Here is a 17,815-nt window from a genome sequence, read left to right on the forward strand (position 1 = left end):
CTCCTTCACAGCATGACTGAATAGCCCCGACAGGCTGGCCGAAGCCCTTCGAAGCAGCCCCAAGCATAGGCGATGGCCGAGGTCTTGTAGGACCGGGGACCACAACTTCTGGGCTGCGGACACAATCCAACCACTAGATCTGGGGTTCGGCCGCTTTTTCTGCTGTCAGCGCGTGTCGCGCGGCTCCGCCTGTACACAGCAGGCGTACGGGTGGTGACACCGCGCCATCGAAGCGGCAGGACCGGCCGGGCACCGACGCGGCACGCGGCACGGACGGGTACGGACGGGCCGGGACGGGCACGAAAATGTGGCGCGCACGCCGGCTGGGACCGGCCGCGAGATCCACGAGATTACGGGAATCGCGCGGCTCCGTGGATTCCGGGGCCCCGAGTGCAAGACTGGGAATCACCCGGTAGCACCCCGCTCCACCGCGTACCGGCGGTGGAGGGTTACCGTAATGGCCCGAATTGCCTGACGGCCCGATCGTTCGCACATACACCCAGCCCGGAGCTCATGTAAGGCAATCTGCGATTTTTCACTCGAACGTGTGTTTGGCGCAACCTTTCGAAACCCACTACCGTTGTCCAGCTAGGGAGACCATTCGAGAGGGGCCGACGTGACCACCACCGCAGACAGTGCCACCATCACTGCCCAGGACCGCTCCCAGAACCGATTCGAGCCGGTGCATGCCATGAATGACGCAGCCACGACACCCGAGGGGCCCAAGCCCACGCGTTCGCTGCCCGGCCGACCTCCAGGGATCCGGGCCGACAGCTCCGGTCTCACGGATCGGCAGCGGCGCGTCATCGAGGTGATCCGTGACTCCGTACAGCGTCGGGGATACCCGCCGTCGATGCGTGAGATCGGCCAGGCGGTCGGGCTGTCCAGCACGTCCTCCGTGGCACACCAGCTCATGGCTCTGGAGCGCAAGGGCTTCCTGCGCCGGGACCCGCACCGCCCCAGGGCGTACGAGGTGCGCGGCTCCGACCAGCCCAGCACGCAGCCGACCGACACGACCGGCAAGCCCGCCGCCTCGTATGTGCCGCTCGTCGGCCGGATCGCGGCCGGTGGCCCGATCCTCGCCGAAGAGTCCGTCGAGGACGTCTTCCCGCTCCCCCGCCAGCTGGTGGGTGACGGCGAGTTGTTCGTGCTGAAGGTCGTCGGCGACTCGATGATCGAGGCCGCGATCTGTGACGGCGACTGGGTGACCGTGCGCCGCCAGCCCGTCGCGGAGAACGGCGACATTGTGGCCGCGATGCTGGACGGCGAGGCCACCGTCAAGCGCTTCAAGCGGGAGAACGGCCATGTGTGGCTCCTCCCGCACAACGCGGCGTACCAGCCGATTCCCGGTGATGAGGCGACCATCCTCGGCAAGGTGGTGGCGGTGCTGCGGCGGGTGTGACAGGCCCGTCGGCTCTGACCGGCCCCGGGACCCACTGCGCCGGTCCCGGGGCCCAGTTGTTCCTGCCCGCGGTCGTTGCACCCAACTGCCGACCGCGTCCTACCTGCCGTCCGCCTTGGCCGAAGCGTCGATCGCAGCCAGCGAACGGCGCACCTGGTTACGGTCCGTCGTGTACCAGAAGTCGGGCAGCGAAGCCCGCAGATAGCTGCCGTACCGGGCATTGGCCAGCCGCGGGTCGAGGACGGCGACGACGCCCCGGTCGCCCGTGGCGCGGACGAGACGGCCAGCGCCCTGGGCCATCAACAGGGCGGCGTGCGTGGCGGCGACGGCCATGAAGCCATTGCCGCCCGCCTCCTCCACAGCCTTCTGCCGGGCGCTCATCAGCGGGTCGTCGGGGCGTGGGAACGGGATCCGGTCCATCACCACCAGCTGACAGCTGGCCCCCGGCACATCCACGCCCTGCCACAGAGAGAGGGTGCCGAACAGGCAGGTCTCCGGGTCGGCGGCGAAGGCCTTGATCAGCTCGCCCAGCGTCTCCTCGCCCTGGAGAAGGATCGGCTTGTGGATCCTGCCGCGCAGTTCCTCGGCCGCCGCCTGGGCGGCACGCATCGAGGAGAAGAGACCGAGCGTACGACCGCCGGCCGCCTCGACCAGTTCGGCGAGCTCGTCCACCATGTCGCCGCGGGAGCCTTCCCGGCCGGGCGTCGCCAGCTGGCGGGCGACGTAGAGGATGCCCTGCTTCGGATAGTCGAAGGGCGAGCCGACGTCGAGCCCCTTCCACTGCGGGCTCGTGACCTCGGCCCCTTCGCCCGTCGCCGCTTCCGCTGTGCCCTCGGGGGCCAGGCCGAGCGAGGCCCCGACTCCGTTGAAATCACCGCCGAGCTTGAGCGTGGCCGAAGTCAGCACCACCGAGCGCTCCGCGAAGAGCTTCTCGCGCAGCAGACCGGAGACAGAGAGAGGTGCCACCCGCAGGGACGCACCGAAACGATCGTGTCGCTCGTACCAGACGACGTCGTACTCGGAGCCCTGCGTGATGCGCTCGGTGACGTCGTGGATGTTCTCGACGGACGCGAGCGCTTGCTTGCGGACGGCGTCCTCGTCCTGGACCGACTTGTCACGGGTGCTGCCGAGGGCCGAGATGACCGTGCGTGCCGCGTCGCGCAGCGCCATCAGCGAGTATCCGAGATCCTCGGGGATCTCCTCGAGCCGACCGGGGAGCGCGAGCTCCATCACCCGCTCGAAGATCTCGGACGCCGTCTGCAGAGCGTCCGCCGCCTTCTCGTTGACCAGCTTGGCGGCGCGGCGCACGGCGCGGTTGACCTGGCCGGGGGTGAGCTCGCCGGTCGCCACGCCGGTCACCCGGGAGACCAGCTCATGGGCCTCGTCGACGATCAGCACCTCGTGCTGCGGGAGCACCGGGGCGCCCTCGATCGCGTCGATCGCGAGAAGGGCGTGGTTCGTGACCACGACATCGGCCAGCTTCGCCCGCTCGCGGGCCGCCTCGGCGAAGCATTCCGCGCCGTATGCGCACTTCGACGCCCCCAGGCACTCCCGGGACGAGACGGAGACCTGGGACCAGGCCCGGTCGGAGACGCCAGGGGTGAGATCGTCGCGGTCCCCCGTCTCGGTCTCGTCGGCCCAGTCTCGCATCCGGAGCAGATCCTGCCCGAGCTTGCTGGTGGGTGCGGCGGCCTCGAACTGATCGAAGAGGCCGTCCTCCTCTTCCTGCGGCACTCCCTCGTGGAGGCGGTGCAGACACAGATAGTTGGAACGCCCCTTGAGCATGGCGAACTCCGGCCGCCGGCGCAGCAGCGGGTGCAGCGCCTCGACCGTCCGCGGAAGATCACGCTCCACGAGTTGCCGCTGCAGGGCGAGGGTGGCCGTGGCCACCACAACACGCTCACCATGTGCCAGGGCAGGCACCAGATAACCGAGCGACTTTCCGGTGCCGGTCCCGGCCTGGACAAGCAGGTGGGAATTGTTGTCGACCGCTTCGGCGACAGCCTCGGCCATGGTGACCTGGCCTGGCCGTTCCACGCCACCGACGGCGGTGACGGCGGCGTGGAGGAGCTCGGGGAGGGATGGCTTCGTCATAGCCAGTCCACCCTACGGGGCGCCACTGACAGCCCGGTCCAGGATCCGTTCATCGGGCCGGGCTCAGCGGATTGGGAACCCTGCCGTGGACTGCTGCATGAGGACGGTCGGGGCGGTCACGGTAGCCGTCCAGATGCAGCCGGTTGCGGTTGAGACACAGGCGCTCGATGTCCGGTGTGAGCAGGTCGAACATCTCGAAGCGCTCCTTGAGCTGCGGGAAGCGGGCCTGATAGCGCAGGATCTCCGCCCGTACGAGCGAGAAGAACTCCTCCTCCGGCACAACCAGTTGCTCTTCACACAGAGGTGCGAGGAAGCGGAAGACACCGACGAAGAGCCCAGAGTGGATGAATTGCGTCAGGAAGGCGGGCTCCTCGGTCAGAAGCGTCTCGCGTACGTCCTCGGGCATGGAGTCGTGCTCGGGGAGCGGCTGGGCACTGACGTTGACGTCGTCGACGAAGTCCTTGATCGCCAGACGGACCGGTACGTCGTGCTCGTCATGGACGACGATGGCGTTCTCGCCGTGAGGGGAGAAGACGGTGCCGTAGCGGTAGAGGAAGTGCAGCAGGGGCGGGAGCAGCGCCGAGAAGAGCCGCCGGAGCCAGACCGCGGGAGCGAGGCCGCTGCGGGAGACCAGCTCGGCAGTGAAGGACCGGCCCTCACGGTCGACGTGCAGCAGTGAGGCGAGAGTGCGCGCCCGCTCGCCGGGGGCGAGACGGGGCTGCAAGGGCTCGCGCCAGATCGCGCCGAGGAGTTCCTTGTACTGGTACGGCACCTCGGGGAGGTGGTCGTACAAGGGGTGCTCGACGGTGACCGATGCGACTTCGCCGAGCAGGATCACGCCACACTCGTCGCGCAGAAACGGGTCGGTGTCGCGCAGTCCATGAACCCAGCAGGTCACGGCGGGAGCGGCGAGGGTCCGCTCGGTGGGCAGGCCGCGCCAGACCAGGGTGTTCAGGATGGACAGCGGCAGCTTCACGGTGTGCCGGTCGGTGCGGTCCAGGTTCACGAAGGTGCGGATGGACTGCTGCGGCAGCCGCAGATCACCGTCCGTGGGGAGCGGAACGATGGCTCCGTGTGCGATCACGGGGGCGAAGAGAGGCAGGAGCACCTCGTCCCACTGCCAGGGATGTACGGGGAGATAGAGATACCCGTCGGGGTCGAGGCCCTTGGCGCGCAGCACGGCGGCGAAGGACGCGGCGACGGGCGCGTCCAGCTCACGTGCGTACAGATCCTCGGGGCGGGACAGCCCGCAGACGCCTCGGTAGGCGGCGAGGCTGGAGCTGACCGCGATCCACGGGAGCTGGGCGGGCCGGCGGGACTCGGGCGACCAGCGGGCGGTGTCCGTGGCGGAGAAACCGATGCGTCCCTTGTTGAGGACGATCCATGGGTGGCCGGTCTGGTGGCCTTCGAGTTCGGCGTAGCCGAGGTCGGCGAGCTCCCGCGCGGTGAGTGCGTCGTGGTCGAGTCCGGTGTCGGAGACGAGGGTCGTGCTCAGCTCGCGGAGGAGATGGCCGAGGGTGGGGCCGTCGACGGCGAGCCGCTCGCGGGCCCGGACGAGGAACGCGAGCGGGTCGGTGAAGGGCCGGCCCTCGTGCTCGATGGAATCCGGATCGACTCGCCAGCTTCCGTACGCTCCGCGCCGGGCCCGGAAGGAGATGCTGCCACCGTCGTCCAGAGCGAGTGTGTAGCGGGCGGGGGACGCCGGGACCGGCTCGATGATCTCTTCGTAGGCGAACTCCCCGAGCATTTTGGCGAGGAGGCGCCCGGCCGCCCGGTCCCAGGTCCCCGGGGTCAGGCCCGGCGGAGCGAAGGGGATCGCGGGTGGCTGTGCGGAGTCGCGGGTGGCAGGGGACTTCGGCACGGGGACTCCTCGGGTGGAACCGATGCGGGTCGAGCGGTGCACGTGGGGCGGCGGGTCGCTCACAGCAGGATGCGAAGCGCGCGATCTCGGACCATGAGGGCAGCTCGCTTGTCGGGGAGGTCGACTTCGGCGGAGAAGCGGAAGCCGGCGCTCAGAAAGGCGGACACGGAAGGGGTGTTGCGCAGATCGGGTTCCGCGATGACGCGTGCACAGCGGGGGCGATGGTCGAGGACCAGGTCGGCCACTGCTCTGAGGAGGGCCGAGCCGACACCGCGGCCGCGGTCGGCGACGCCGCCGATGAGCAGGTGGATGCCGGTGTCATGGGGACGAGCCGGATAGTGCCGCGCGAGCTGGTCGAGGTCGGCGCGGTAGATCTCGAAGTAGCTCATGGGGATGCCGTCGAGGACACCGAGGCAGGGGACGCTCCGGCCGTCGCCGTCGAGCTGCTTGCGCAGATGGGCGGCCGTGACGGAGAGGGGGCCCGCCAGTTCCCAGAAGGCGGCCACGGCCGGGTCGTTCATCCAGCGGCTGATGAGCGCCACGTCGCGTTCGATGTGTGCGGGAACGAGCTGCAAGGAACCCGCGGAGGTGGCGGCGGGACCCCAGTCGGCGGGGGTGCCGAGCAGATCACCGGCTGCCGCGGCCTCCGACTCGTCGCAGTCCGCCGACGGCTTGCCCTCCCGGAAGAGCGCGAGGAGTTCATCAGGGATGCGCAGGTCCAAGGTGTCCTCGGCACCTGCGCCGAGCGGGGTTGGCGGACCGGCTCCGGTGTCGGTGCTCGCGTCGGTGGGGGACACAGTGGCGCTCTCCTCTCACAGGTCGGTCGTGTGGCTCAGGAACGGAGGGGGTTGGTGATCGTGACGTAGACGGACTGGGTGTCGACGGGACCGACGAGCTCGTCGAGGCCGCGCAGCCGGGTGAGCAGATTGGCCTTGGAGCGCAGAGTGGGGGCCTGAAGGAGCTGCGCCGGCAGGGGCGAGCCGAGCCCCGCCGTCGCCGTGAGGAACTGCCGGAAGGCGGCGAGGAGTACGCGCTCGTCTGCCAGGCGCTGCGAGCCGAAGGCTCCGATCAGGCCGAAGACGTTGTTGATGCCGAGGTAGTAGGCGAACCGCTCGTCGGTCACGTCGTCGGAGACGAAGGTGTCGCTGGCCGAGCCGATGCCGGGAAGACGGCGTTCCAGGTCGTCGCGGTGGGACTCGCGGAAGTAGTAACCCTGGTTGTCCCGGTAGCGGCCGCCGACGGGCCAGCCGTCGGGGTCGAGGATCACCAGGGTGTTCTGCTGGTGGGCTTCGAGGGCGATGCCCACCGTGGCGTCCAGCCAGAGCACCGGGCGTACGACGTGGTCGAGGTAGCGCAGGAACCACTCGGCCGCGATCGCTCCGATGGGCCGGCCGGTGCGTGCGGAGAGCCGGGCCACGATGTCGGCGAGGCGTGAGTGCATGCCGGGGCGGCCCGGCCAGGGGCGGGGTGCGGTCAGTCCCGCGATGCAGACGGCGTCGTCTCCCCGGCCGAAGGGGTTGTGGCGCAGCATGACGTCGAGTCCGGGCACCGGTTCGCCGTCGGTGGTGTCGACGGCGAGCCAGGCGGGGTCTCGCACGATGTCGAAGCCGGGGTGTGCGGACTGCCACTGCTTGGCGAGTCCGGTGCGCAGGAGACGGTGGACCTCCACGCCGCGGTGGAGTTCCTTGCGGAGGTTCTCGCGACGGGAGTTGGTGATGCGTACGCCGAGGGACAGCTTGAGCATGGCCGGGGCGCCTGGACGGTGAACGGTGCGGACCGACGAGGTGGGGTACCAGAGGTTTCCACAGGGCCCGAGGTCGTGAAGGAGACCGGCGTCGAGGAGGGCGGTGACGGTGAGGCGGTGCCTTACTTCGCGAGCCTGCCAGGGGTGAAGCGGCAAGGGAACGGTGTGGTCGGGAAGTTGGAGGCCCCCGCAGAGGCGCGCGGCGAGCTGCTCGGCCGGCAGGGTGCGGCCCTGTTCGGTCCACGCCGAATCGGTGGCCAGTACCGACCGGTCGACGGCCATCCAGTGAAGGGGGAAAGAGCCGCGCAGCTCAGGTGAGTAGCGCTCGGCTTCGGCGTCGGAGAGGCCTTCACGGCTCTTGGGTGCCGGGTGCAGCGGGTGGCCGAGCAGGAGCGACTGCTCGGCGGTGAGGAAGAGGTCGGCTTCGGCACCGGGCTCGGGGTGGGCGCGGCGGTCGGTGATGAAGTCGGCGGTGTGTCGTACGGAGTCGGCGACCCGGCCTGCCAGGTCACCGACTTCACTCTGGCCCGCCTCCCGGCCGAGGAGGGCTGCGACGGTGACGGCGTCGGCGGTCGGCGCGTCGCGCAGTGCTCCTTCGAGAGCAGGCGGACCGAAGCGGTGCCAGCCGCCGGCCGACCAGTAGAGGACGGGGACGAGCAGTGCGGTACCGGTGGCATGCAGCGGGATGCGCAGGGTGTGTCCGTCGGGCTTGGCGAGGTTGCTCTCCCGTACCCAGCAGCGGAGCAGGTTCTCGACACCTGCCGCGTCCGCGGCGCGGTAAGGATCCGGGTGGTCGAGGTGCTCGACGGCTCCCGCTGCCGCCGGCGGGCCGAGCGTGGGAGCGGTGATGTGCTGGTCGGTGTGACCCCCTGTCTGCTGGCGCGGCACCGTCGCCGACCCGGCCGTGGTGGGGTGGCGGCGTCCGCTCTGTCCACAGTGGTCGGCGGTGGGGCGGCCGTCGGCCCCGGGCACTTCGGGTGCGGGAGTGGTGTTCACGGGTCTTCCTTCTGAGTGTCCGGGTCAGCAGGACTGCCCGCTGTCGGTGCGGCGGTGCACCGAGCGCTCGGCGGCAGCCAGGGCGTCGGCAAAACGGTCGAGGACGGCCACGGCCTGTTCGTCGGTGAGGGTGAGGGGAGGCAGCAGTCGCACGACGCCCGAGTGGCGTCCGCCGAGTTCGACGATGAGTCCGCGGCTGAGGCACTCCTGCTGGACGGCGGCGGCAAGTGCTGGGGCGGGCGGCGGGACCAGTGCGTCCGGGGCGGCCGCGTCGGGGTCGACGAGTTCGACGCCGATCATGAGACCCCGCCCGCGTACGTCTCCGATGCACGCGTGGGCGGCGGCCAGGCCTTGCAGGCGGCCCAGCATGCGTGCGCCGAGGGTCGCGGCACGGTCGGCGAGCCGGTTCTCGCGCACGAAGGCGAGGGTGGCCGCACCCGCCGCCATCGCGAGCTGGTTGCCGCGGAAGGTGCCGGCGTGGGCGCCGGGTCGCCAGATGTCGAGTTCGGACCGGTAGACGATCACCGCAAGCGGAAGAGAGCCGCCGATCGCCTTGGAAAGGACCATGACATCGGGCACGACACCGCTGTGCTCGACCGCCCAGAAGCTGCCGGTTCGACCGACCCCTGTCTGCACCTCGTCGGCGATCAGGGGGATGGAGCGGGCGGCGGTGATCTGCCGCATCCTGCGCATCCATGTGTCGGGGGCGGGGATGACTCCGCCCTCTCCCTGCACCGGTTCCAGGATCATGCCGGCGGGCCTGGGCACCCCGCCCTTGGGGTCGTCGAGGAGGCTCTCGGTCCAGCGGGCGCCGAGTTCGGCGCCGCGCTCGCCGCCGATCCCGAAAGGACAACGGTAGTTGTGCGGGAATGGCAGCCGGGTCACCCGTACGTCGGTGGCACCTCCCGAGGCTCCGAGCGCTCCGGCCGTCATGCCGTGGTAGGCGCCGGTGAAGGACAGAAGGCCGGTGCGGCCGGTCGCGGTGCGGACGAGTTTGAGAGCCGCCTCGACCGCGTCCGTGCCGGCGGGCCCGCAGAACTGAATGCGGGCGTCGTCGGCCAACTCCCGTGGCAGCGTGGCGAACAGCTCGGTGGTGAAAGTGTCCTTGACCGGTGTGGCGAGGTCCAGGACATGCAGCGGCGCCCCGGAGTCGATCACCTTCCTGATCGCTTCGAGGACCACGGGATGGTTGTGTCCGAGTGCCAGAGTCCCCGCCCCCGAGAGGCAGTCGAGATAGCGCCGGCCGTCCGCTCCCTCGATCGTCAGCCCGCGCGCACGTACGGGAACGATCGGCAGCGAGCGCGCGTACGTACGGGCCGCGGACTCTCGCAGCGACTGCCGTCGCAGGATCGACTCATGTACGGCGAGTGGTGCCACCGGAGCAGGTTCGGTCACGGCCACGGCTGTTGGTCCTCCCGCTGTAACAGTTGCGTTCCACATCGGCACAGCACTGGCACACCCGCCCGGCCGGTCTGAAGGCTGACCTTGCGTACTCCGTACGTACCAACGACGCCGGAAGCCGGAGATCACGGGCCATCGGAAGATCATTGCGGGGAGGGAACCGCGGACCTGGTGCGCGCCGTCCCCATTGGCACCGGCATAGTGGGGGCCGCGCTCCGGCTCGGGTCACCGGCGCCGGGCGCAATTCAGACGGTCAAATCAGTTCAGCAGTACTGAAGTCCCAGGGGGATCACGACATGCGACCCATTCGCCCGACGCTGGCAGCGGCTTCCATCGCCGCCGTCCTCGCGCTGGCTGCCACCGCCTGCGGTCCGAGCGAGGACAACGCGGGCGACAAGCCGAGCGCGCCCGCCAGCCAGTCCGCCGACGGCAAGATCACCATCCCGGACGATCTCAAGGACCGGCTCAAGGAGCACGGGATCGACCTGGACAAGTGGAAGAACGGCGAGTGGAAGAACTGGGACAAGGACAAGTGGCTGCGTGAGGCGCAGGACTTCGTCAACCCGATCATCGAGGGTCTGTGGGACACGGACCGGATGCGTGACGCCGAGAAGCCGCCGGAGAAGCCCGTCGACAATGACATCTCGGGCGACGAGGGTGTCACCGACCCGACGCCCCCGCCGGTCAACGCGCAGGCCGTGAAGGCTCCGTACCACTCCAACGCCGCCGAGGCCGGAAAGGTCTTCTTCGACGGGCCCGAGGGTTCGATGGTCTGCTCCGCGACCGTGGTGAAGGACCCCGCACACCCGGGCAAATCCAACCTGGTGTGGACGGCGGGCCACTGCGTGCACGCGGGCAAGAAGGGCGGCTGGTACCGCAACATCACCTTCGTGCCCGCGTACAACGACAGCGCCAGGCCCACCTCCAAGCTGAGGAAGGCACCGAAGGAGGAGGTGGCTCCGTACGGCCTGTGGTGGGGCGACTGGGCACAGACCTCCGAGCAGTGGATCTCCCAGGGCGCGGCGACCGGCGGCCAGGGCGCCCCGTTCGACTTCGCCGTGATCCATGTCACCCCGGAGAAGGGTGGCACCGGCAAGTCCCTTGAGGAGACGGTCGGTTCGGCGCTTCCGGTGAACTTCAACGCCCCGGCCGTGCCGAAGATCGACAGCATGACCGCCACGGGTTACCCGGCGGCGCCGCCGTTCGACGGCCAGAAGCTGTTCCAGTGCTCCGACAAGCCGGGTCGGCTCTCCATCACGGCCAATGACCCGACGATGTACCGCATCGGCTGCACCATGACCGGCGGTTCCTCCGGTGGCGGCTGGGTGGCCAAGGGCCCGGACGGCAAGCCTGCGCTGGTCTCCAACACCTCCATCGGACCGGTCACCGCCGGCTGGCTGGCGGGTCCGCGACTGGGCGAAGAGGCCAAGGGCGTCTACAACGCGGTCAGCAAGAAGTACGCGAGCCAGTAGGCGAGTTGCCCCAGGAGGGCATACGCACTCACGGACGGACAGGGGCCCGCGGCCGGTTGGCGGCGGGCCCCTGCCCGTTGTCTCGTGGAGACTCCGTGCAGGTGGGGACCCATCTCAACTGCGCGGCGAGGCACCCGCCTAGAGTGGTGCCGCAGCAAGGGGCGGCCCCGGAAGGCCGCCCTTTCGCGTGACACGTTCATGGCATAAATCACATTGCACATCAGGCATTGCACATCAGGGGGAATCCTTTCCATGCGATCCATACGCCCACTGCTGGCTGCCGCCGGCATGGCCGCAGCACTCGCGCTGACAGCCACCGCCTGTGGCCCGGGCGAGGACAAGGGCGCCGATACGCCCGCGGCTTCCGGCACCGCCGCCGACAAGGGCGCCGACCTTCCGGGCCTGGCCGACAAGCTCAAAGAACACGGCATCGACCTGGACAAGTGGAAGAGCGGCGAGTGGAAGAACTGGGACAAGGACAAGTGGCTGCGTGAGGCGCAGGACTTCGCCAACCCGGTGATCGACGGCCTGTGGAAGACCGAGCGGATGAAGGAGGCCAAGGACCCCTCGAAGACGCTCGCCACGAAGGACGCCCCGGTCGACTCGGGCACCGACCCGGAGCCCGCGCCGGTCAAGGCCGTGCCGGAGAAGCTTCCGTACCACGACTACGCGGCCCCGGTCGGCAAGGTCTTCTTCGACTCCCCCCAGGGCTCGATGGTCTGCTCCGGCACCGTCGTGAAGGACCCGCGCAACCCGGGCAAGTCCAACCTCGTGTGGACCGCGGGCCACTGCGTGCACGCCGGTCAGGCAGGCGGCTGGTACCGCAACATCGTCTTCGTGCCCGCGTACAACGACAAGGGCAAGTCACCGGCCGCACTGGCGAACGCCAAGCCGCAGGAGATCGCGCCGTACGGCTCCTACTGGGCGGACTGGGCCTCGACGTCCAACGAGTGGATCAGCGCGGGCGGCCCGACGGGCGCCGGGGGTGCCCCGTACGACTACGCCGTCCTGCACGTGAAGCCCGAGAACGGCACCAAGTCCCTCGAGGAGACGGTGGGCAACGCCCTGCCGGTCGACTTCTCCGCCCCGGCGGCCTCGACCGTGAGCGCCATGGGCGCCTGGGGCTACCCGGCCGCTCCGCCCTACAACGGCCTGATCATGCACAAGTGCATCGACCGTCCCGGCCGTCTGACGGTGGTCCCGGGTACGCCCGCGATGTACCGCATCGGCTGCACCATGACCGGCGGTTCGTCCGGCGGCGGGTGGTTCCGGGTCCAGGGCAAGAACACCGTACTGGTCTCCAACACGTCGATCGGCCCGGTCACCAACGGCTGGCTGGCCGGCCCCCAGTTGGGCAAGGGCGCCGAGCAGCTCTTCACCGTGATGAGCGAGAAGTACGGCGACAAGTAGGCGACACAAAGCCGGCGGCCGGCACGAATGCGGGAGGCCCGCACCCCGAGCAGGGTGCGGGCCTCTCGCGTTGCGCGGGGACGAGGTCAGCGGATCACCGGTACGTACGGCGCCAGCGCGGCGGCCAGCTCCTCATGCACCTGAGCCTTGAGCAACGTCCCGTCCGAGGTGTGCTCCTCGGAGAGGACCTCGCCTTCGGCATGCACCCGCGAGACCAGCCCACCCTCGGTGTACGGCACGAGAACGTCGATCTCGACCGCGGGCCGCGGCAGTTCGTCATCGATCAGCGCCAGCAGCTCGTCGATGCCTCTGCCGGTACGCGCCGACACCGCGATCGCGTGCCGCTCGATGCGCATCAGCCGCTGCAGGACGAGCGGATCGGCCGCGTCCGCCTTGTTGATCACCACAATCTCGGGCACGTCCAGAGCGCCCACATCGCGGATCACCTCGCGCACGGCGGCCAACTGCTCCTCCGGCGCCGGGTGCGACCCGTCGACCACATGCAGGATCAGATCGGATTCACCGACCTCCTCCATGGTGGAGCGGAACGCCTCGACGAGGTGGTGCGGCAGATGCCGTACGAACCCGACGGTGTCGGCCAGGGTGTAGATCCGGCCGCTCGGCGTCTCGGCCCGGCGGACGGTCGGGTCCAGGGTGGCGAACAGTGCGTTCTCCACCAGGACACCGGCGCCCGTGAGGCGGTTGAGCAGTGAGGACTTTCCTGCGTTGGTGTAACCGGCGATCGCGACCGAAGGCACCTTGTTGCGACGGCGCTCCTGGCGCTTGATCTCGCGGCCCGTCTTCATCTCCGCGATCTCACGGCGCATCTTCGCCATCTTCTCGCGGATCCGGCGCCGGTCCGTCTCGATCTTGGTCTCACCGGGACCACGGGTGGCCATGCCGCCACCGCCGCCGCCACCCATCTGCCGGGACAGCGACTGACCCCAGCCGCGCAGTCTCGGCAGCATGTACTGCATCTGCGCGAGCGCGACCTGCGCCTTGCCCTCTCGGGACTTGGCGTGCTGGGCGAAGATGTCGAGGATCAGGGCGGTCCGGTCGACCACCTTCACCTTGACGACGTCTTCGAGTGCGATGAGCTGACCGGGGCTGAGCTCACCGTCGCAGACAACGGTGTCGGCGCCGGTTTCGAGCACGATGTCCCGCAGCTCCCGTGCCTTGCCCGAGCCGATGAAGGTGGCCGGGTCCGGCTTGTCACGGCGCTGGATGACGCCGTCGAGCACCAGCGCGCCCGCCGTCTCGGCGAGGGCCGCCAGCTCCGCGAGGGAATTCTCCGAGTCCTGCACCGTCCCGGAGGTCCAAACGCCGACCAGCACCACACGCTCAAGGCGCAGCTGGCGGTACTCGACCTCGGTGACGTCTTCGAGTTCGGTGGACAGGCCCGCCACACGCCGCAGAGCGGCGCGGTCGGTGCGGTCGAACTGATCGCCGTCCCGCTCGCCGTCGATCTCGTGGCTCCAGGCGACGTCCTCTTCCATCAGGGCATCGGCCCGAAGGCTCTCGGTGCGCGTCTCCGCGAAGCTCTGCTCGTCCTGGGAAGGGGATGAAGAGGAGGTCATTGGATCCTTACGTCGCTGGGAAATGTGAAGATCGGTGCCGGAGGGACATCCGGTACACCAGTCACAACGCGTAACGGATCCGGATGATTCCCGAGGGTTCCGGCCCCGGCCGCGTCGCCGACCTGTTGATGGTCGCACGCTCCTGCCAGGGCCGTCACCCGGGTTTCAGCCTGCCGCAGGGAGCATGGGAGCTGTGCTGCGCCAGTCCGGGTGCCCTGGCATCGGCGGCGTTCGCTTCGCGTAGAGCCACGCATCGAAGAACGCGGAGAGATCACGCCCCACGATCCGCGAGGCGAGCGCCGTGAAGTCCGCGGTCGTGGCCGTGGCGGCCCGGTGCTCTCGCACCCAGGCTCGTTCCAGCTGCTCGAAGGCGTCCGTCCCGATCGTCTGCCGCAGCGCGTAGAGGACCAGTGCGCTGCCGTCGTAGACCACCGGCCGGAACAGGCTGATCTTCTGCCCCGCCACCGGACGCTTCGGTGCCGCGGGCGGGCCGCCGTCCGCCCGCCACTGGTCGGACAGCTCGTAGGCCTCTCTCATCCGCGTCTGAACCGGCAGCTGCCCCTTGTCCTCCGAATAGAGCGCCTCGTACCAGGTGGCGTGCCCTTCGTTGAGCCACAGATCGGACCAGCTGCGGGGCGTGACGCTGTTGCCGAACCACTGGTGGGCCAGCTCATGCACCATGACCGAGTCGACGTACCACTCGGGGAAGTCCGTGGTGGTGAAGAGCCGGCGCTCGAAGAGCGAGAGGGTCTGCGTCTCCAGCTCGAACCCCGTGGTGGTGTCGGCGATCAGCACTCCGTACGTCTCGAAGGGGTAGCGGCCGACCTTCTGCTCCATCCACTCCAGCTGCGCCGGTGTCTTGTTCAGCCAGGGCTCCAGCTTCTCCCGGTCCGCGGCGGGAACCACATCGCGTACGGGCAGCCCGCCAGGCCCCAGGCGCCTGACGACGGCGGAGCGGCCGATCGAGACCTGGGCCAGCTCGGTGGCCATGGGGTGCTGGGTCCGGTACGCCCACGTGGTGGTGGAGCCCGTCCGCGCCTGCGCGGTCCGGGCACCACTGGCAACCACCGTGTACTCGTTCGGCGCGGTGACGCGGAAGGTGAAGTACGCCTTGTCGGAGGGGTGGTCGTTGGAGGGGAAGACCCGGTGTGCGGCGTCGGCCTGGTTCGCCATGGCCAGCCCGTCGCCGGTGCGCACCCAGCCCCCGGCGGTCGGCGGGCCGCCCGGGTCGCTGGTGTGGGTGACCGTGATGGTCAGCCGGGAGCCCGGCGCGACGGCTGCGTCCGGCTCGACGACCAGGTCTTCTCCGGCGGCCGTGAAAGTGGCCGGGTGGCCGTTCACCTCGACCCTGCGGACCGTGCCGTGGGTGAAGTCGAGGTTGATCCGCTCCAGTCGCTCCGTCGCCCGGGCATCGATCCTCGTGACGGCGTCCAGCGGCTTGGCGTTGCTGCCGCCGTAGGTGAGGGCGATGTCGTATGTGAGGACGTCGTATCCGGGGTTGCCCAGGTGTGGGAAGAGCGCATCACCGATGCCGAGCGGTGCGGGCGGGGGCAGGGCCGCGGCGACGAGGGTGGCCGAGGCGGCGGCCAGCAGAGCGGCACGCAGGCGGCGGGGAGTGAGCAGCATGCCCTACGGCTATCAGCGTGCCCGGCGCAGGCCGTGACGGCGCGCGCCGTGCCCACCCGAACGAGGTCAGGCGGTGGCCGCCGGATGCTGGGCACGGCTCACGTCGTACACCCCCGGCACATCCCGCATGGCCCGCATCAGGGCGGGAAGGCCTGCGGAGTCCGGGAGTTGAAGGGTGTACGTGTGCCGAACACGTTGCTGGGTGGGCGGTTCGACGGTCGCCGAGACGATGGCCGCGCTCTGGGCGGCGATGGCCTCGGTGAGGTCGGCGAGCAGCCTGGGGCGGCCAAAGGCTTCGGCGATCAGGGTGACTCTGCACTCGGCCGAGTCGCCCCAGGTGACCGGGACGGGCTCCCGGTCGAGTCCTTTCATACGGGCCACGGCGGGACATTCCTCACGGTGAACCGTCACCGTGCCGCCGCGGACCGCGAAGCCGGTGACGGCGTCCGGCGGCACGGGCGTACAGCAGCCCGCGAGCCGGACGGTGGCGTCCGGGAGGTCGACGACGGCGTTGGCCGCGGCGGGCCGGTCGGCCATGACGGGGGCGGGTCTGCGAGGGGCGGCGGCCGGGATTTTCGTGCCCTCCGGATGAGCCGCGAGCCAGGAGGTGATGGCGATGCGTGCGGCGGGTGTGCGGGCGTGGTCGAGCCAGTCGGGCGAGGGGCCGGACGCGGCGTCCTGGGCCAGCAGCAGATGCACGGTGTCGCCGTCGCTCAGCACCGTACTCAGCGTCGCCAGGCGGCCGTTGACGCGCGCGCCGATACAGGCGTGTGCCTCCTCGCCGTACTGCGCGTACGCGGCGTCCACACAGCTCGCACCGGCGGGGAGTCCGAGCGTGCCGCCGTCGGCGCGGAAGACGGTGATCTCGCGGTCCTGGGCCAGCTCGGCGCGCAAGGAGGTCCAGAAGGTGTCGGAGTCCGGGGTGGACTCCTGCCAGTCCAGCAGGCGGGAGAGCCAGCCGGGCCGGGTCGGGTCGGCGCGCTCGCCGTCGGCCGGCTCCGCACCCTCGACGGGTACGTAGGGATTGCCGAGGGCGATCACTCCGGCCTCGGCGACCTTGTGCATCTGGTGCGTACGGATGAGGACTTCGGCGACCGCGCCGTCCGGGCCGGCGACGGCGGTGTGCAGCGACTGGTACAGGTTGAACTTGGGCGCGGCGATGAAGTCCTTGAACTCGGAGATCACCGGGGTGAAGCATGTGTGCAGCTCGCCCAGCACGCCGTAGCAGTCGGCGTCCTCGCCGACCAGCACGAGGAGCCGCCCGAAGTCGGTACCGCGCAGCTCGCCGCGCTTGATGCGGATGCGATGCACGGAGACGAAGTGCCGTGGCCTGATGAGTACTTCGGCGGCGATGTCGGCTTCCCTCAGCACGGTCCGGAAGTTCTCCGCGATGGCGTCGAGCGCGTCCCAGGCGGTCGGGTTCTCCGCGATGAGGGCGCGGGTGCGTTCGTACTCCTTCGTGTGCAGGATCGCGAAGACCAGGTCTTCCAGCTCGGTCTTGAGTGCCTGGACGCCGAGGCGCTCGGCGAGGGGGATGAGGACATCGCGGGTGACCTTGGCGATGCGTGCCTGCTTCTCGGGCCGCATGACGCCGAGCGTCCGCATGTTGTGCAGCCGGTCGGCGAGTTTGATCGACATCACGCGGACGTCGTTGCCGGTGGCGACGAGCATCTTGCGGAAGGTCTCGGGCTCGGCCGCCGCACCGTAGTCGACCTTCTCCAGCTTGGTGACGCCGTCGACGAGATAGCAGACTTCGGCGCCGAACTCCGTCCTTACCTGATCGAGCGTCACCTCGGTGTCCTCGACGGTGTCGTGAAGGAGTGAGGCCGTCAGAGTCGTTGTTTCCGCGCCCAGTTCGGCGAGGATCAGGGTGACGGCGAGGGGATGCGTGATGTACGGCTCGCCGCTTTTGCGGAACTGCCCGCGGTGGGAAGACTCAGCCAGGACATACGCCTTGTGCAGGATGGCGAGGTCCGCCTCGGGGTGGTGCGCGCGGTGCGCATCGGCGACATGACCGATCGCGTCGGGCAGCCGGTCGCGGGCTGCGGGCCCGAGGAGCGCGGCGCGACCCAGGCGGCGGAGGTCGATCCTGGGACGGCCGCGCCTGCGACTGTGGGCACCAGGGTTCGTGGCCTCTGCACTCATGGGGCACCTCCGGCAGCTTCGACCGGCGGTGGGAGGAGCAGGTGTGCCATCCGGGCCGGTGCTTGATGCTACCGAGCCCACCACGTG

The 17,815-nt window shown here is 69.7% G+C and carries 11 protein-coding genes; 3 read left to right on the forward strand and 8 right to left on the reverse strand.

What is annotated here, in order from left to right:
• Positions 1-616 precede the first annotated feature (616 nt).
• Positions 617-1,402 carry a transcriptional repressor LexA gene (lexA, locus tag FBY35_RS09035; protein ID WP_142213283.1) on the forward strand — a complete coding sequence of 262 codons (786 nt, stop codon included), beginning with the start codon at positions 617-619 and terminating at the stop codon, positions 1,400-1,402.
• Positions 1,403-1,501: 99 nt separating this feature from the next.
• Here the strand turns inward: lexA and FBY35_RS09040 are convergent, their stop codons facing one another.
• From FBY35_RS09040 to FBY35_RS09060, 5 genes are read right to left on the reverse strand one after another with little or no spacing between them, the layout of a single operon-like run.
• Entirely contained in the window at positions 1,502-3,496 is a 1,995-nt protein-coding gene (locus FBY35_RS09040; protein ID WP_142213284.1) for an ATP-dependent DNA helicase, read from the reverse strand.
• A gap of 49 nt (positions 3,497-3,545) precedes the next feature.
• Complete coding sequence (locus FBY35_RS09045) at positions 3,546-5,357, reverse strand: IucA/IucC family siderophore biosynthesis protein (RefSeq protein ID WP_142213285.1); 1,812 nt, start codon at positions 5,355-5,357, stop codon at positions 3,546-3,548.
• 59 nt (positions 5,358-5,416) lie between these two features.
• Entirely contained in the window at positions 5,417-6,154 is a 738-nt protein-coding gene (locus tag FBY35_RS09050) for a GNAT family N-acetyltransferase (protein ID WP_142213286.1), read from the reverse strand.
• Between the two features lie 35 nt (positions 6,155-6,189).
• Positions 6,190-8,097 carry an IucA/IucC family siderophore biosynthesis protein gene (locus FBY35_RS09055; RefSeq protein ID WP_142213287.1) on the reverse strand — a complete coding sequence of 636 codons (1,908 nt, stop codon included), beginning with the start codon at positions 8,095-8,097 and terminating at the stop codon, positions 6,190-6,192.
• A 24-nt stretch (positions 8,098-8,121) separates the two neighbouring features.
• Complete coding sequence (locus tag FBY35_RS09060) at positions 8,122-9,498, reverse strand: diaminobutyrate--2-oxoglutarate transaminase family protein (protein WP_142213288.1); 1,377 nt, start codon at positions 9,496-9,498, stop codon at positions 8,122-8,124.
• A gap of 296 nt (positions 9,499-9,794) precedes the next feature.
• Here FBY35_RS09060 and FBY35_RS09065 point away from each other — a divergent pair, with 296 nt between their 5' ends.
• Entirely contained in the window at positions 9,795-10,970 is a 1,176-nt protein-coding gene (locus tag FBY35_RS09065) for a serine protease (RefSeq protein ID WP_142213289.1), read from the forward strand.
• A 252-nt stretch (positions 10,971-11,222) separates the two neighbouring features.
• Positions 11,223-12,380 (forward strand): serine protease, encoded by a 1,158-nt coding sequence (locus FBY35_RS09070; protein ID WP_142213290.1) that lies wholly within the window; start codon positions 11,223-11,225, stop codon positions 12,378-12,380.
• Positions 12,381-12,466: 86 nt separating this feature from the next.
• Here the strand turns inward: FBY35_RS09070 and hflX are convergent, their stop codons facing one another.
• The 3 genes from hflX to FBY35_RS09085 form a co-directional block, all read right to left on the reverse strand.
• A complete protein-coding gene (gene hflX, locus FBY35_RS09075; RefSeq protein ID WP_142213291.1) occupies positions 12,467-13,957 on the reverse strand; it encodes a GTPase HflX in 1,491 nt (496 codons plus the stop codon).
• Positions 13,958-14,122: 165 nt separating this feature from the next.
• Positions 14,123-15,583, reverse strand: a complete 1,461-nt coding sequence (locus FBY35_RS09080; RefSeq protein WP_142213292.1) for a M1 family metallopeptidase — start codon at positions 15,581-15,583, stop codon at positions 14,123-14,125.
• A 66-nt stretch (positions 15,584-15,649) separates the two neighbouring features.
• Positions 15,650-17,728, reverse strand: coding sequence for a bifunctional (p)ppGpp synthetase/guanosine-3',5'-bis(diphosphate) 3'-pyrophosphohydrolase (locus tag FBY35_RS09085; protein WP_142213293.1), 2,079 nt, complete (start codon positions 17,726-17,728; stop codon positions 15,650-15,652).
• Between the last annotated feature and the right edge of the window lie 87 nt (positions 17,729-17,815).

The organism is Streptomyces sp. SLBN-118, from assembly GCF_006715635.1.
In the GTDB taxonomy this organism is placed as follows: Bacteria; Actinomycetota; Actinomycetes; order Streptomycetales; family Streptomycetaceae; genus Streptomyces.

Excerpts from the sequence above, each read along its gene's own strand:
- FBY35_RS09040 (WP_142213284.1), bottom strand. The coding sequence starts at position 3,496 with ATGACGAAGCCATCCCTCCCCGAGCTCCTCCACGCCGCCGTCACCGCC.
- FBY35_RS09065 (WP_142213289.1), top strand. The coding sequence starts at position 9,795 with ATGCGACCCATTCGCCCGACGCTGGCAGCGGCTTCCATCGCCGCCGTC.
- FBY35_RS09070 (WP_142213290.1), top strand. The coding sequence starts at position 11,223 with ATGCGATCCATACGCCCACTGCTGGCTGCCGCCGGCATGGCCGCAGCA.
- hflX (WP_142213291.1), bottom strand. The coding sequence starts at position 13,957 with ATGACCTCCTCTTCATCCCCTTCCCAGGACGAGCAGAGCTTCGCGGAG.
- FBY35_RS09080 (WP_142213292.1), bottom strand. The coding sequence starts at position 15,583 with ATGCTGCTCACTCCCCGCCGCCTGCGTGCCGCTCTGCTGGCCGCCGCC.
- FBY35_RS09085 (WP_142213293.1), bottom strand. The coding sequence starts at position 17,728 with ATGAGTGCAGAGGCCACGAACCCTGGTGCCCACAGTCGCAGGCGCGGC.